At 73.4% G+C, this 14,951-nt stretch carries 11 protein-coding genes; 4 read left to right on the forward strand and 7 right to left on the reverse strand.

All coding sequences use genetic code 11. The features are described 5' to 3' along the window. Positions 1–45 precede the first annotated feature (45 nt). From ABGA99_RS31445 to ABGA99_RS31455, 3 genes are read left to right on the forward strand one after another with little or no spacing between them, the layout of a single operon-like run. Entirely contained in the window at positions 46–1,584 is a 1,539-nt protein-coding gene (locus ABGA99_RS31445) for an NAD(P)/FAD-dependent oxidoreductase (protein ID WP_347580475.1), read from the forward strand. Next, positions 1,581–2,666, forward strand: a complete 1,086-nt coding sequence (locus tag ABGA99_RS31450) for an alpha/beta fold hydrolase (RefSeq protein WP_347583971.1) — start codon at positions 1,581–1,583, stop codon at positions 2,664–2,666. The genes ABGA99_RS31445 and ABGA99_RS31450 overlap by 4 nt, the downstream gene beginning before the upstream one ends. Then, on the forward strand, positions 2,663–3,571 hold the full coding sequence (locus ABGA99_RS31455) for an SDR family oxidoreductase (RefSeq protein ID WP_347583972.1): 909 nt from the start codon (positions 2,663–2,665) through the stop codon (positions 3,569–3,571). Before ABGA99_RS31450 ends, ABGA99_RS31455 begins: the two co-directional genes overlap by 4 nt. A 172-nt stretch (positions 3,572–3,743) precedes the next feature. Here the strand turns inward: ABGA99_RS31455 and ABGA99_RS31460 are convergent, their stop codons facing one another. Beyond that, positions 3,744–3,941, reverse strand: a complete 198-nt coding sequence (locus ABGA99_RS31460; protein WP_347580472.1) for a hypothetical protein — start codon at positions 3,939–3,941, stop codon at positions 3,744–3,746. A gap of 105 nt (positions 3,942–4,046) precedes the next feature. Further along, positions 4,047–7,487 carry a S41 family peptidase gene (locus ABGA99_RS31465; protein ID WP_347583973.1) on the reverse strand — a complete coding sequence of 1,147 codons (3,441 nt, stop codon included), beginning with the start codon at positions 7,485–7,487 and terminating at the stop codon, positions 4,047–4,049. A 201-nt stretch (positions 7,488–7,688) separates the two neighbouring features. On the opposite strand from ABGA99_RS31465, the gene ABGA99_RS31470 reads away from it, so the two are divergent. Continuing rightward, positions 7,689–8,432, forward strand: coding sequence for an MOSC domain-containing protein (locus ABGA99_RS31470; RefSeq protein WP_347580470.1), 744 nt, complete (start codon positions 7,689–7,691; stop codon positions 8,430–8,432). Between the two features lie 21 nt (positions 8,433–8,453). On the opposite strand, the gene ABGA99_RS31475 is transcribed toward ABGA99_RS31470, so the two are convergent. From ABGA99_RS31475 to ABGA99_RS31495, 5 genes are all read right to left on the reverse strand, one after another. Then, complete coding sequence (locus tag ABGA99_RS31475) at positions 8,454–9,683, reverse strand: hypothetical protein (RefSeq protein WP_347580469.1); 1,230 nt, start codon at positions 9,681–9,683, stop codon at positions 8,454–8,456. A 115-nt stretch (positions 9,684–9,798) separates the two neighbouring features. Beyond that, complete coding sequence (locus ABGA99_RS31480) at positions 9,799–10,650, reverse strand: EamA family transporter (RefSeq protein WP_347580468.1); 852 nt, start codon at positions 10,648–10,650, stop codon at positions 9,799–9,801. Next, complete coding sequence (locus ABGA99_RS31485) at positions 10,647–11,141, reverse strand: YbaK/EbsC family protein (protein WP_347580467.1); 495 nt, start codon at positions 11,139–11,141, stop codon at positions 10,647–10,649. The genes ABGA99_RS31480 and ABGA99_RS31485 overlap by 4 nt, the downstream gene beginning before the upstream one ends. Positions 11,142–11,235: 94 nt before the next feature. After that, complete coding sequence (locus ABGA99_RS31490) at positions 11,236–12,981, reverse strand: penicillin-binding transpeptidase domain-containing protein (protein ID WP_347583974.1); 1,746 nt, start codon at positions 12,979–12,981, stop codon at positions 11,236–11,238. Between the two features lie 97 nt (positions 12,982–13,078). After that, positions 13,079–14,827, reverse strand: coding sequence for a phospholipid carrier-dependent glycosyltransferase (locus ABGA99_RS31495; RefSeq protein WP_347580465.1), 1,749 nt, complete (start codon positions 14,825–14,827; stop codon positions 13,079–13,081). Positions 14,828–14,951: the final 124 nt, after the last annotated feature.

Consider the following 14,951-nt stretch of genomic DNA (forward strand, 5'->3'; position numbering starts at 1 on the left):
GTAAATGCTGGCGCAATCGACTCCACGGCTGGGAGGACGACGGCGATGACGCGTGAACACGTCAGGGTGGCGGTGATCGGCTCCGGCTTCGGCGGTCTGGGTGCCGCCGTACGGCTGCGCCGGGAGGGGATCACGGACTTCGTCGTGCTGGAGCGCGCCGGCACGCTCGGCGGCACCTGGCGGGACAACAGCTACCCGGGCTGCGCCTGCGACGTCCCCTCCCACCTCTACTCGTTCTCCTTCGCGCCCAACGCCGAGTGGCCGCGCACCTTCTCCGGCCGGCAGCACATCCGGGACTACCTGGAGCAGGTCGCCGACGTCTTCGGCATACGGCAGCACATCCGCTTCGACCACGAGGTACGCAGCATCCGCTGGGACGACGACGAGCTGTACTGGGAGATCGACACCCCGCACGGCGAACTCGCCGCCGACGTCGTGGTCTCCGCCACCGGCCCGCTGTCCGACCCCAAGGTCCCGGACATCCCCGGCCTCGACACGTTCCCGGGCAAGGTCTTCCACTCCGCGCGCTGGGACCACGACGTGCCGCTGGGCGGCAAGCGCGTCGCCATGGTCGGCACCGGCGCCTCCGCCATCCAGATCGTGCCGTCCCTCCAGCCCGAGGTCTCCCGGCTCACCGTCTTCCAGCGCACCGCCCCGTGGGTGCTGCCGCGCGTGGACCGCGCCATCAGCGCCCCCGAGCGGTGGCTGCACGCGCGCGTACCCGCGACCACCAAGCTGCGCCGCGGCATCCTGTGGGGCATCCGCGAACTTCAGGTGCAGGCGTTCACCAAACATCCCCACGAGCTGGGATTCGTGGAGGGCCTGGCCAAGCGGAACCTGGGCCGGGCCATCAAGGACCCCGGGATGCGCCGCAAGCTCACCCCCGACTACCGCATCGGCTGCAAGCGGATCCTGCTGTCCAACGACTACTATCCGGCGCTCGCCCAGCCCAACGTCGACGTCGTCGCCGCCGGCCTGAAAGAGGTGCGCGGTTCGACCCTCGTGGCGGCCGACGGCACCGAGACCGAGGCCGACGCGATCATCTTCGGCACCGGCTTCCACGTCACTGACATGCCCATCGCCGACCGCATCAAGGGCCGCGACGGCACGACCCTCGCGGAGGCCTGGAGCGGAGGGATGGAGGCGCTGCGCGGCGCCAGCGCGGCCGGTTTCCCGAACCTGTTGACGATCATCGGCCCCAACACCGGCCTCGGGAACAGCTCGATGATCCTCATCATCGAGGCGCAGCTCACCTACATGGCCGACTTCGTACGCCAACTCGGCCGCCTCGGCAGGCCCGGCGGCCGCGTCGCGCTCGACGCGCGCCCGTCCGCCGTGAAGGACTGGAACGCGCGGGTGCAGGAACGGATGAAACGCACCGTATGGAACACCGGCGGCTGCGACAGTTGGTACCTCGACGCCCACGGCCGCAACACGACCGTGTGGCCGGGCACGACGACCGAGTTCCGGAAGGTGACGAGGAAGGTGCACCCGGAGGAGTACGAGGTCCTGCGCACCGGTGAAGGCGTGCCGGGCGCCCCGGCGTCCGCCGCCGCGCGACGCGGCGAGGAGGCCGTCCGATGACCCGGCTCATGCACGTCACCACCGGTCCGTACGCCCCGCCCGTGCCCCGGCGCGAGCTGACCGCCGTCTCCGCCGACGGCACCCGGCTGTACGTCGAGGAGCACGGCCCGAAGGACGCGCCCGCTGTCGTCCTCGCGCACGGCTGGTGCTGCTCGACCGCCTTCTGGGCGCCGGTCGTCCGACAGCTCGCACCGGACCACCGCGTCGTCGTGTACGACCAGCGCGGCCACGGCCGCAGCTCCGCCGGCGGCTATGGCTCCTACCACACCGCCACCCTCGCCGACGACCTCGGCGCCGTGCTCGACGCCGCGCTGGCGCCCGGTGAGAAGGCCGTGATCGGCGGCCACTCGATGGGCGGCATGACGCTGATGGCCGCCGCGGGCCGCCCCTACCTGCGTGAGCGGGCCGCCGCCGTGCTGCTGTGCAGCACGGGCAGCGCCCGGCTGGTGCCCGAGTCGCGGGTGGTGCCGCTGCGAGCCCGCGCGCTGCGCTCCGCGATCCAGCGCGCGCTGCTGGTCTCGCGGCTGCCGATGGGGCCGGTGACGCCGCTGTCGAAGAAGGTGCTGGGCCCGGCGATCCTGGGCCGCGGCGCCACCCCGGCGCAGATCGAGGCGAGCGTCCGTATCGTCTTCGCCACCCCGCGCAAGGCGCGCGGCGCGTGGGGGCGGGTGCTGGCGGCGCTCGACCTGGACGCGGAGGTGGCGCGGATGCCGGTGCCGGCCGCGGTGGTGCACGGCAGCGCCGACCGGCTCACGCCGGTGCGGCTGGCGCGGAGGATCGAGGAGCTGCTGCCGGAGCGCGCGGGGTTCACCGAACTCGCCGGGCTGGGGCACATGACGCCGATCGAGGCGCCGTACGCGATCGCCGAGGTGCTGCGCGGGCTCGTACGCGACCACCTGGCGGGAGCGCCGCGGGAGGCGCAGGCTGAAGGGGCCGCCGACGCGACCGCCGGGACGGCCGGCGGCAGGACCCCTGACGCGGCTTCTGAGACGACCCCTGACGCGGCCACTGACACGACCGCCGGGACGACCGCCGATCCGGCCGCCGCGGCGGCTGTCGAGAAGGAGGAGGCGGGCGCATGAGCCGCCGGCACGGACTTGAGGGCAAGACCGTCGTCGTCACCGGCGCCGCCCGCGGCGTCGGCGCGCTGCTGGCGCGCCGGCTCGCGGCGCGCGGGGCGCGGCTCGCGCTGGTGGGGCTGGAGCCGGACGAGCTGAAGAAGGTCGCCGACTCCCTCCCGGGCGACGCCGCCCACTGGCACGCGGACGTCACCGACCACGACGCGATGGCCGGCGCCGCCGCCGAGGTCGAGGAGCACTTCGGCGGCGTCGACGTCGTCGTCGCCAACGCGGGCGTCGCCACCGGCGGTCCGTTCCTCGACTCCGACCCCCGCTCCTTCGACCGCGTCATCGAGGTCAACCTGCTGGGCAGCGTGGCCACCGCCCGCGCCTTCCTGCCGGCGCTGGTCCGCGCGCGCGGCTACCACCTCCAGATCGCCTCCCTCGCCGCCGTGACGCCCGCGCCGATGATGGCGGCGTACTGCGCGTCGAAGTCCGGCGTGGAGGCGTTCGCGCACTGCCTGCGTGGGGAGGTCGGCCACCAGGGCGTGGACGTCGGCGTCGGCTATCTGAGCTGGACCGACACCGACATGGTGCGCGGCGCCGACGAGGACGAGGTGCTGCGCGACATGCGCGCGCGGCTGCCGTGGCCGTCCAACAAGACCTATCCGCTGGCGCCCGCCGTCGAGCGGCTGGTCGCGGGCATCGAGCGGCGCTCGCCGCACGTCTACGGTCAGTGGTGGCTGCGCGGCATGCAGTCGGTACGCGGCGCGCTGCCGTCGATCGTCACCGGGCCGCTGGGGCGGCGGGAGATGGGCAAGCTCGCGCCCCGGCTCGCGGCGACGCGGGGGGAGCGCGGCGGTCTGGTCGGCGCGGGCGGCGCGGCGGACGAGCGGACGCGGGCACTGCGGGAGACGCGGGGGGATTAGGGCGCGGCGGGGTCCCGGCGCGTACGGGGGCGGGGGCGAACGCCCGTACGCCGTAAGCCCGTACGCGCTGAAGGCAGACCCCCGCGCGCTCGTACCCGCCCGGCGTGGGCAACGGTGAAGGGGCGCACCCGGCATGGGGTGCGCCCCTCGTGCATGGCTCAACCACGCCGTGTCAGCGCTGCTCCCGCGTGTCGTCGCGGCCTTCCTTCGTACGGTCGCGGCCCTGCTCCGCGCCCTCCTGGCCGCGCCGCGAAGTGTCCTGGCCGGAGTCCTGCCTGCGCTCGCGGTTCTGCTGCGCCTTCTGTGCGGCTTCCTTGGCCTTCTCGGCCGCTTCACCGACCATGTCCTTCGCCTTGTCGAATGCGCCCATTCTTGTCACTCCTTGTGAGAAAGAGGGTTGGGGGCCTCCCTCAGGCTTGCATGGACCGGCGAATGCCGCATTTCGGGCCAAGTGCCATGACGCCTCCCGGGTCTTCTACGACCGCCGCGTGCGCGGCGGCAGCGGCGGCCGGCTCCGGTCCGGCACGTCGGTGTAGTCCGGCGGCGCCGCCGCCGGGTGCTCGCGCAGCAGGTCGAGCGCGGTGGCCACCGCGACGTTCAGCTCGGAGGTCCGGCCCTCCGCCCAGTCCAGCGGCGTGCGTTCGGCGATCACGTCGGGCGGGACGCCGGCGTTCTCCACGCCCCAGCCGTACTCGTCGAACCAGGCCGCGTTCATCGGCACCGTGATCACCGTGCCCTCGCCCAGCCGGTGCCGGCCCGTCATCCCGACCACCCCGCCCCACGTCCGCAGCCCCACCACCGGGCCGAGGCCGAGCAGCTTGAACGCCGCCGTGATCATGTCGCCGTCCGACGACGTGGCCTCGTCGGCCAGCGCCACCATCGGCCCGCGGGGCGCGGTCGAGGTGTACGAGACGGGCTGCGTGTGGCGCGTCAGGTCCCAGCCCATGATCGTGCGGGTCAGCTTCTCCAGCACCAGCTCGCTGATGTGCCCGCCCGCGTTGCCCCGTACGTCCACGATCAGCGCCTCGCGGTTCATCTCCATCCGCACGTCCCTGTTGAACTGCGCCCAGCCGCTGCCGATCATGTCCGGGATGTGCAGGTAGCCACAGCGCCCGCCGCTCAGCTCGTGCACCACCGCGCGCCGCGCCGCCACCCAGTCCTGGTAGCGCAGCGGCCGGTCGTCGACGAGCGGCACCACGGCAACCCGGCGCAGCCTGCCCCCGCCGCCCTCGATCGCGAACGTCAGCTCCACCGACGTGCCCCCCGCGCCCTCCAGCAGCGGGTACGGGCCCGTCACCGGGTCGACCGGGCGGCCGTCGACGTGCGTGAGCACCGAGCCGTCCGGGATGCCGGTGCCGGCCAGCGGGGAGCGGGCGCGGGTGTCGGAGGAGTCGCCGGGCAGGATGCGGGCCAGCGCCCAGCCGCGGCCGTCGCGGGTCCGGACGAAGTTCACGCCGAGGAAGCCGATGGGCCGCTGGTAGTGCGGCGGGCCCTCGTTGCGGCGGGCGGGCGTGACGTACGCGTGCGACGTGCCCAGCTCGCCCAGCACTTCGCGCAGCAGGTCGGCGAACTCGTCGGGGGAGGCCACCCGGTCCAGCAGCGGCCGGTACTGCGCCAGCACCTCGTCCCAGTCCACGCCGCACATGTGCGGCTCCCAGAAGTACGCCCGGATGATCCGGCCGGCCTCGTCGTACGCCTGGTGCCACTCGGCCACCGGGTCGGCGGTGTGCAGCACGCGCCGCATGTCGATGTAGACCGTGGTGTCCGCGTCCGCCAGGCCTGTCGCCGGGATCGCACGCAGCGAGCCGCCGTCGTTGGCGACCAGCCGGCTCCCGTCGCCGCTCACGGCGATCTCCGTCACCAGCGACGTCAGCTCGGTGAGCCGGGCGGTGGAGATGGCGAAGTGCTCCAGCGTCGGCCGGCCCGAGGTGTCCGCGGGGTTGGCGAACGTCTCACCGAGCGCCCCGGAGATCGGCCAGCGCAGCCAGACCAGCCCGCCGCCGGCGACCGGCACGAGAGAGGAGTACTTGGACGCCGGCACCGGAATCGGCGTCACCCGGCTCTCCAGCCCCTCCGGCTCCACCAGCACCGCGGAGTTCGCGCCCGCGTCCGCCGCCCGCGGGCCGACCGGGTCCATCCCGCCGGCCGCGGGCCGTCCTTCGGCGGACAGGGCGAACGGCGACGGCGTCGCGGGATGCAGCGGTACGAGATAGGGGCGGGAGCCCAGCGGGAACGACAGGTCGCCGGTGTGCACGTCGTACACCGGGTCGAAGCCGCGCCAGGACAGGAACGCCAGATAACGCCCGTCGCGCGTGAACACCGGCTCCTCGTCCTCGAACCTGCCGTCCGTGACGTCCACGATCATCCGGTCCGCGACCCGGGCGATCTTGATCTGCCGCAGCGAACGGCCGATGCCCGGATGCGCCCAGGCGAGCCACTTGGAGTCCGGCGAGAACGCCAGGTCGCGTACGGGCCCGTTGACCGACCGGATCAGCTCGGTGAGCTGGCAGTCGCCCGCCGCCTCCGCGGGCGACAGCTCCTCCGCGGCCCGTACCGCCTCCGCGAACTCTTCCGCCACCTCCGCCGACATCCGCTCGTCCGCGTGCACCCGCTCCGGCACCCGGACCAGCAGCAGCCGGCCGTCGTGCGAAGCGATCGCGAGGTGCCGCCCGTCCGGCGACGGCGTCATCGCCAGCACCCGGCCCAGCTTCCCGGCCGCCAGCCGCAGCGGTTCGCCCACGGCACCGGTGCGCGGCAGGTCGGCGATCTCGATGGCGTCGTCGCCGGCGGCGTCCGTGACGTACGCGACGCGGTTGGTGTCTCCCAGCATCTCCGGCAGCCTGATCCGGACGCCGGGGGTCTCGGTGATCGTGCGCGCCGGGCCGTCGCGGTGGGTCAGCCAGTACAGCGCGCCGCGCACCGCGACGGCGCTGGCCCGCCCGGTGGTGTCGACGGTCAGTCCGTGGACGTTGTTCTGCGCGGCCACCTGGTACGGCCGCCGCCCGACCCGCGGGCTGCCGAGCCGCACGTCGAGGCGGCGCGGCTCGCAGGCAGGGCCGAAGTCCTCGGCGAGCCACAGCTCGCCGGCGCACTGGTAGATCACCCGGTAGCCGTCCGTGGCGGCGTTCCTGGCGTAGAACTCGGCGTGGTCGCTGTGCCGGCGCAGATCCGTGCCGTCGGGGAGGCAGGAGTAGAGGTTGCCGACGCCCTCGTGGTCGGAGAGGAAGGCGATCCGCGTGGCGGGCGGCGGACCGACGAACATCACGCACTCCACGTGCCCGCCGAGGTCCGCGAGCAGCCGCTCGCCGTGCAGATAGATGCGGCCGGTGGCGCCGCCGCGGTAGCGCTTCCAGGAGGCGGGCTCGTGCGGCGGGCGGCCGGTGAGCAGCAGCGTCTTGCGGTGGCCGGACAGCTCCGCGACCGCGATGTCGTCGACCGGGCCCCAGGGCAGCCGGCGCCCGGGGGAGCCGTCGGTCGGCACGAGGTAGGACCAGGTCTGGTACGACAGCGGCTGGCCCTGGGAGGACACCGCGAGGATCTGCGCCGTGCCGTCCTCGCCGGTGCCCGGCGGCGTCCAGCCGCACACCCGGGTGTCCGGGCTGCCCCAGTACGTCAGCCGCCGGGCCCCGCCGCCCTCCGCGGACACGACGTGGATCTCGGCGTCGAGGCTGTGCCAACTGGTGAACGCGATGAACCGCCCGTCCGGCGAGAACCGCGGGTGGCCGACCCGGGTGCGGTCGACGGTCAGCCGCCAGCCCCGCTCGGGCTTGGCGCCGGGGGCGGGCAGCGGGGCCAGCCACAGGTCGTCCTCCGCGGCGAAGCAGAGGAGGTCGCCGTGCAGGTGAGGGAAGCGGAGGTAGGGCAGGCCGGGGCCGGGTGCGGCGGTGCTGTCGGAACCGGCTGTCACAACCTCCATGTTTCGGGGCAGAAGGGGACACGGCAAGTCGGGCGGCGGATGCCGTGGCGCGCCGGACGCCGTCGCGGTGGCCGGAGGCGGAGGGCGGGCCGGGCGGCGTCCGGGGGCGGGCGCCGTGGCGACGGCCGGGGTGCGTCCCCGGCCGCGTACGGCCGGGAAATACCCTTCGGCTTCGACCGGGCCGGGCATAGGGTCCGAAGCATGCCCGAACTCCCGCCCGCCATACCGGCTCCGACACCCTCTCCGGAACCCTCCGTCGCCACGCTCCGGCGCTTCCCGGTCAAGTCCATGCTCGGCGAACGGCTGCCGGAACTCGTCATCGACGAGCGCGGCGCGGTCGGCGACCGCCTCTGGGCCGTCACCTACGGCGACGGCAAGCTCGGCAGCGGCAAGAACTCCCGGCGCTTCCGCCGCACCGAGGGCCTGCTCCACTTCTCCGCCTCCTACGCCGCCGCCCACGACGCCGGCACCGCCCGCCCGCACGTCCTCACCCCCGACGGCTCCGCCCTGCGCGACGACGCCCACCTCGCCGAACTGCTCGGCGCGGACGTCCGGCTGGCCCGCGAGGACGCCGTCTCGCACTACGACGACTGCGGCGTGACGCTCATCGGCACCGCCTCCCTGCACGCGCTCGGCCGCATCCTCGGCGACACCGAACCCGCCGACGCCCGCCGCTTCCGCAAGAACATCCTTCTGGACACCGACGAACCCTGGATCGAGGAGGACTGGGTGGGCCGGGAGGTGGCCGTGGGCGACGAGGTGCGGCTGCGGGTCACCCTGCGTATGAAGCGCTGCGTGATGACGACCATGGCACAGCGCGACCTGCCGGAGGACCGCCGGGTGCTCAAGACCCTGACCGCGGACCGCGGGATGTGCATCGGCGTGGGCGCAGAGGTGCTGACCCCCGGCACCGTCCGCCCCGGCGACACGGTACGCCCGGTCTGACCCGTCGCCGCCCCCGCCTGATCAGCCCGCGGGCGGCGGACCGGCAGGCGGCGCCGGCGGCGGCGCGGCCGGGGGCGGCGGCGCGGCTATGGTCGGCGCCTGCGGCGTCGCGTCGTACGGCGGCTGGGGGCTCGCGTCGTAGTGCGGCTGAGCCGTCGGCTGCGCCTGCGGTGCCGGCTGCGCCATCGGCTGCGGCGGCACGTTACCGCCCGCCACCGGCGGCACGGACGCCCCGGCCGCGGGCTCCGGCGCGCGCAGCATCATCGCGATCACGGCGACGGCTATCAGCGCGCCCCCGACATAGGTGGCCAGGTTGAGCCAGCCCTCCGTGTCCTCGGTGTACACGTCCCAGCCGGGAAAGGGGATCCGGTTCCCGTCCGCCACGTCGTTCGGGTAGTCGCTGATGGTCATGCCGATCATCTGGCGGACGTACAGGTAGAGCAGCACCCCGAGGAGGGTGATCGATGCGCCCCGCACCACCGGCCGCCGCATCAGCGCCAGCACGCCCAGCACCAGCAGCGCCACCGGGAACACCGCCGACCAGAACTCCCCGGAGCCGGCGAGCGCCGGGTAGGGATTCTCGCCGGCGTCCACCAGCCCCTTGAAGTACGCCCCCTTGTCGACCCCTTCCCGGGTCAGCATGCGCACGATCCAGCCGACGAGCGCCAGGCCGAGGACGACCATCAGGCCTCCGGCTATCACGTAGAGCTGCGACCCCCGCGCCGGCATCCCCGCCGCGCCTGCGGCCGGCCGGTCGCCCGCCCGGAGCATCAGCACGACGACGGTCGCCGAGAACAGCAGGACCATCGCCCAACTGGTGATGATCGCGACCTCGAGGTCGTTGCCCCCGATGTACCACTGGCGGAACTGGTCGCTCGTCGCCAGGCCGATCAGCTCGCGCGCGGCGGTCGCGAACATCACGAAGCCGCACAGCAGCGCCGCCCCCCGCCCCGCCCGCCGGTTCAGCGCCGCGACCAGGCCCGTCGCCAGCAGCGCCACCGTGAACGCCCACACGTACGGGCTGAACAGCTCGGGCTCCAGGATGACGCGCGGGTCGTACAGCGCCTTGAGGAAGTCCTCCGCTTCGGTGTGCACATAGTCGAAGTCGTAGTAGATCCAGACGATCACCATGCGGCCCAGGGCCGTGAGCAGCACCGCCGCCGTCAGATACGCGCCGAGGTGGCGCCGCGGCGCATGCCGGTCCGACGCCTGCCCTGACTGCGGTTTGGTCCCTTCTTCGAGCACTGCCATGGTCATCCCCCGTGGTCGGTGTTGCGGAGATTCCATCCTGAAGGTGAACGCCCGCGGAAAAAACCCCTGTGGATAACCCCTGTTGCGTACTCGTCACACCCTCGGGACGCCCCGGCTACGCCGGGAGCAGAACCAGTGCGATCCCCGCCAGCATCAGGCACGCGCCGACGATCCGCGGCCCGCCGAACCGCTCCTTGAGGAACACCGCCCCGATCGCCGCCCCCACCACGATGCTCGACTCCCGTAGCGCCGCTATCGGCGCCAGCGGGGCGCGCGTCTGCGCCCAGAGCACCAGCCCGTACGCCGTGATGGAGATCGCCCCACCCAGCAGCCCCCGCATGGCCACCGGGCCCAGCTCGCGCACCATTCCCGGGCCGCGCAGCACCAGCGCCGCCAGCGGGATCCACGGACCCATGAGCAGGACCAGCCACGCCGTGTAGCCCATCGCGCTGCCGGAGGCGCGCACGCCGACGCCGTCGACGATCGTGTACGCCGCGATGGACAGGCCCGTCGCGAACGCCGCGGCCAGGGCCGCCCAGTCCGGGCGGGTGTCCTTGCCGCGCAGCCCCCACAGGGCGATGCCGCTCAGGCCCGCGCACGCCACCGCGACGCCCGCCGTCTGCCACAGGCCCAGCCGCTCGTCGAGGAAGAGATGGGCCACGGCCGCGACGACCAGCGGGGCCGTGCCGCGGGCTATCGGGTAGACCTGCCCGAAGTCGCCCAGCCGGAACGACTGCATGAGCAGCGTCATGTACACGAGGTGGATGGCGACCGACGCCAGCAGCCACGGCCAGGCGCCGGCCGCCGGGACCGGCACGAAGAACACCGCGGCCCCCGCGATCAGCACGTCGCCCACCCCGATGAGGGCGAAGACGACCAACTGGTCCTTGAACCCGTGGGCGATGGCGTTCCACGAGGCGTGCATCACGGCGGCCGCGAGGACCGCCGCGGCTATGAGGGGGGTCACACCCCCGGCTCGCACACCTCGGACACGTCGGCGACCCGCGCGCCCGCGTGCGCGACGAGGTCCTTGGGCGCCATGGGGAAGACGGTGTGCGGGTCGCCCGCGGCGGCCCAGACCTCGCCGTGGTCGAGGAGCCCGCGGTCGGCGAGCACCGTCATGCGCGTCACGTGCCCGAAGGGCGGCACGCCGCCGATGGCGTACCCCGTGGCCTCGCGCACCACCGCCGCGTCCGCCCGGCGCACGCCCGCGGCGCCCAACTCGGCACGTACGCGCTCGGTGTCCACCCGTGAGGCGCCGTCCATCAGGACGAGCACCGGTACGCCGTCCGCCGCGAAGATCAGGGACTTGACGATCTGGCTCAGCTCGCAGCCGATGGCCTCCGCCGCCTGCGCCGCGGTGCGGGTGGCGTCCGGAAAGCGGCGTACCGGAACGCTCAGGCCGAGTTCGGCGAGGGCGGCGGCGAAGAGCGGATGTGCGGTGTCGGCTGTCGTCATGGAGGTGACGTTAACGCCCGGTGTACGGGCCACGCGAACACATTCCGCACCCCGGGGCCCGGCGGCTGCCGCCGGGCCCCGGGGACGTCACGCCTCAGCCTCCGTGCGCCGCCAGCACGTCGCGCACCAGCGGACCCGCGAACTCACCGCCGTGCCCGATGTTCGGCACCGTGGCCGCCGCCGCCAGGTCCCCGCGGTACGCGGTGAACCAGGCGTCCGTCTCCTCCTGGCCGCCCATCTCCGCGGAGCCGGTCTTCGCGCCCACCTGCCCGGTCAGCCCGCTCATCGCCCCCGCCGCGGTCCCGGACCTCGCCGTCTCCTCCATCAGCTCCCGCAGCGACTGCGCCGTCGACGCCTTCATGCTCTTCGGCGCCGTCGCGAACTGCCGCCCGTCGAACGACTGCGGCACCAGGTGCGGCTGCTTGAAGACGCCGGACTTCGCGGTCGCCGACACCGACGCCATCGTCAGCGGGTTCATCCGCACCCCGCCCTGGCCGATCAGCGACAGCGCCATCTCGACGCCGGACTGCACCGGCACCGAGCCGTCGAACGTGGTCACGCCCGTCTGCCAGTTGAGCCCGATGCCGAAGACGTCCCGGGCCTGCTTCGTCAGATCGTCGTTCTCCAGCTTCTCCGCCATCGAGATGAACGCGGTGTTGCAGGAGGCGGTGAAGGACTGCGTGAACGTGCCGCCCTGGATGGTGAACGAGTTGTCGCCGACGTTCTCGAACTCCCAGCCACCGTACGCCTTGTACCGCGGGCACGGGTGCGGCTCGTCGGGCGCGGCCAGGCCCTTGTCCATGAGCATCGAGGCCGTGACGACCTTCATCGTCGAGCCGGGCGGCAGCGTGCCCTGGAGCGCCGTGTTGAAGCCGTCGGCGGTCTGATTGGCGACCGCGAGCACCTGGCCGGTGCTGGGCTGCAGCGCGACCAGCGCCGCGCCGCCCTGCTTGGCGACGGCCGCCTCGGCGGTCTCCTGCACGGCCGCGTCCAGCGTCGTCTGCAGCGTGCCGGCCTTGGGCTTGGAGAGCACCAGAAGGGTCTCGGGCGTGCCCGCCTTGTCGTCGTCCTCGTCCTTCTTCTTGTCGCCCTTGTCGCCCTTGTCGCGCGCGTCCGCGGGCTCGGTCCAGACCTTGACGCCCGCCTTGCCGCCGGCCTTCGCGCCGTAACGTTCGCGCAGATCGGCGATGACGGGCTCGAGCGAGGGGTACTTCTCGGGGTCGAGCCTGGCGCCTGTGCGGTCCAATGCCTTGATCGGCGGGGCCTCGGTCGAACCGGTGCGCAGCCGCTCCCCTTCGGTGAGCTTGGGATGTATGAGGGACGGGTCCCAGGCGACCTCGGCCTCGCCCGTCTTCTCGTCCCGTACGACTTCGAGCGCCGAGTTGTACGCCCACGGCTTGACGTTGTCCCCGAAGGTCACCCGGGCGTCGACGCTGAACGGCACTTCGGTGCCCTGCGGCCGGCCGGGGGTCAGCTTCACCTTCTCGACGCCCGCGTCCTCGCGGTAGGACTTGAGGGCGCGAAGCGCCGCCTTTCTGTTGTCCGTCAGCCCGGCCGCGGTCTCGGTGTTGCCGCTCGCCCAGGCGGCGAGGAAGTCCCCCGCCGCCCTGCCGGTCTCCTTGGGGCCCGGTGGTCCGGTCTTCACCGGATCGGATGAGGCCGGCGCCGACAGCGCGTTGCCGCCGTTCTCCGCCTTGTCGTCCTCCAGGAGGCTGTACGCGCCGAACCCGGCCGCACCCACGACCGCGGCACCGACTCCGACGACTACTGCGATCCGGGTGCGCGTGGCTCGCGCCGACGCATATGATCCGGCGCGTCTGCGCCGGTGGCTGCCCGCCATCTGCCGTGCTCCCTCTGCGCGCCCCGAGACCATTTCGACCCTGCGTCAAGCACATTAAGCCACCTGCCGCACGGACGCCCACCCGTGGTCGTCGCGCTCAGACCCAACTCCCCAGCCACATGCGCGCCTCCCAGGCGTCGCGGGTAATCGTCTCGCCGGTGTAGATCGGCCAGAAGTAGATGAAGTTCCAGAGCACCAGGAGGACGAGCACCCCCGCCGCGACCACGCCCGCGGCTCTGCGCCATTCGGTGGGCTGGGCCGGGCCGGGGCCGGCTCCGGACGTGGCCGGGCCCGCGAGGGCGGCGGTGCCGGCGCGGGCCATCGCGCCGAGCATCATCGTCACCGCCAGACACAGGTACGGGAGGAAGACGACGGCGTAGAAGAGGAAGATCGTGCGCTCCTGGTAGAAGAGCCACGGCACCCAGCCGGCCGCCAGCCCGCACAGGATCGCGCCGGCGCGCCAGTCGCGGCGCAGGCCCCAGCGGTAGAGCGCGTAGACCACGGCGGCGATGCCCAGCCACCACAGCAGCGGGGTGCCCAGCGCCAGCACTTCGCGGGCGCAGTTCTCCGTCGCGTCGGCGGGGCAGCCGTCGTAGCCGGGGCGGGGGTCGTCCCAGAAGTACGACACGGGCCGGCCGACCACGGGCCAGCTCCACGGGTTGGAGTCGTAGGTGTGGCCGGAGTCGAGGTTGACATGGAACCTGTAGACCACCGCGTGGTAGTGCCACAGGCTGCGCACGGCATCGGGGACGAAGGGGAACGCGGTGTCGCGGTCCTCGGCCCAGCCGCGGAAGTAGCCGTTGTCGGAGGTGAACCAGCCGGTCCAGGAGGCGACGTACACGGCCACCGCCACGGGCACCGTGGAGAAGAACGCCGGCACCACGTCGAGGCGCAGTGCGCGCGCGTACGGGCGGCGGGATCCGGCCGTACGGCGGGCGCCCGCGTCCCACAGCACCGTCAGCAGCCCGAACGCGGCGAGGATGAACAGCGCGTTCCACTTGGTGCCCAGCGCGAGCCCCATGCACACTCCCGCCGCGAGCCGCCACGGGCGCGCCCCCAGCCGCAGACCGGAGGCCACCGTGTCGTCGGGCCGTCCCGCGGGCAGCGCGGCGGCCAGCCGTTCTCGCGCACGGTCCCGGTCGACGAGCAGACAGCCGAACGCCGCCAGCACCCAGAACATCAGCACCAGGTCGAGCAGCGCCGTACGGCTCATCACGAAGTGCAGGCCGTCGACCGCCATCAGCAGCCCCGCCAGACAGCCGAGCAGCGTGGAGCGGAACAGCCGGCGGCCGATGCGGCACAGCATGAGCACCGACAGCGTGCCCAGCAGGGCGACGACGAAGCGCCAGCCGAAGGGGTCCAGGCCGAACGCCCACTCGCCCAGCGCGATCATCCACTTGCCGACGGGCGGGTGGACGACGTAGCCGGGATCCTCGCTGAGCGGGATGACCTGCGGGTCGTCGAGGAGCTTGTCGTTGGCGTCCTTGGGCCATGTGCCCTCGTAGCCGAGCTGCAGCAGCGACCAGGCGTCCTTCGCGTAATACGTCTCGTCGAATATCACCGCACGCGGGCTGCTCAGGTTCACGAACCGCAGCACGCCGGCGAAGAGCGCCACGAGCAGCGGACCGCCCCACGCGCCCAGCCGCGCCACCCGCATCGCCGTCACCGCGGGCACGCCGACCACGTGCAGCAGCCGCGCCCCGGACCGCCGGTACGGCGGCACCAGCCGCTCCGTGACGCCGGGCTCACGCCGCGGCACGTACCCGAACGCGCGGAGCCGCCGTTGCCACGCCGGGGCGGGCGCGGACCGGCTCTGCGCGGGCTGCGTCACGGTGTCACTGCTCACGTGGGCATCCTAGGCGCGCCCGTGACGGGCACGGCGGGACTGATCCGAACCGGCCGGGACCGGTCCTGCGCCCGCCGCACGGCCCGTACGCCCCCGGGCGGACCGCCCGCCGCGAGGCACCCGG

The organism is Streptomyces sp. B5E4 (assembly GCF_039871555.1).
Classification (GTDB): Bacteria; Actinomycetota; Actinomycetes; order Streptomycetales; family Streptomycetaceae; genus Streptomyces.

Bases quoted from the DNA above. Each gene is read 5' to 3' on its own strand.
- ABGA99_RS31445 (WP_347580475.1), top strand. From the start codon at position 46: ATGACGCGTGAACACGTCAGGGTGGCGGTGATCGGCTCCGGCTTCGGC.
- ABGA99_RS31485 (WP_347580467.1), bottom strand. From the start codon at position 11,141: ATGACGACAGCCGACACCGCACATCCGCTCTTCGCCGCCGCCCTCGCC.
- ABGA99_RS31490 (WP_347583974.1), bottom strand. From the start codon at position 12,981: ATGGCGGGCAGCCACCGGCGCAGACGCGCCGGATCATATGCGTCGGCG.
- ABGA99_RS31465 (WP_347583973.1), bottom strand. From the start codon at position 7,487: ATGGAGGTTGTGACAGCCGGTTCCGACAGCACCGCCGCACCCGGCCCC.
- ABGA99_RS31475 (WP_347580469.1), bottom strand. From the start codon at position 9,683: ATGGCAGTGCTCGAAGAAGGGACCAAACCGCAGTCAGGGCAGGCGTCG.
- ABGA99_RS31455 (WP_347583972.1), top strand. From the start codon at position 2,663: ATGAGCCGCCGGCACGGACTTGAGGGCAAGACCGTCGTCGTCACCGGC.
- ABGA99_RS31450 (WP_347583971.1), top strand. From the start codon at position 1,581: ATGACCCGGCTCATGCACGTCACCACCGGTCCGTACGCCCCGCCCGTG.
- ABGA99_RS31470 (WP_347580470.1), top strand. From the start codon at position 7,689: ATGCCCGAACTCCCGCCCGCCATACCGGCTCCGACACCCTCTCCGGAA.
- ABGA99_RS31460 (WP_347580472.1), bottom strand. From the start codon at position 3,941: ATGGGCGCATTCGACAAGGCGAAGGACATGGTCGGTGAAGCGGCCGAG.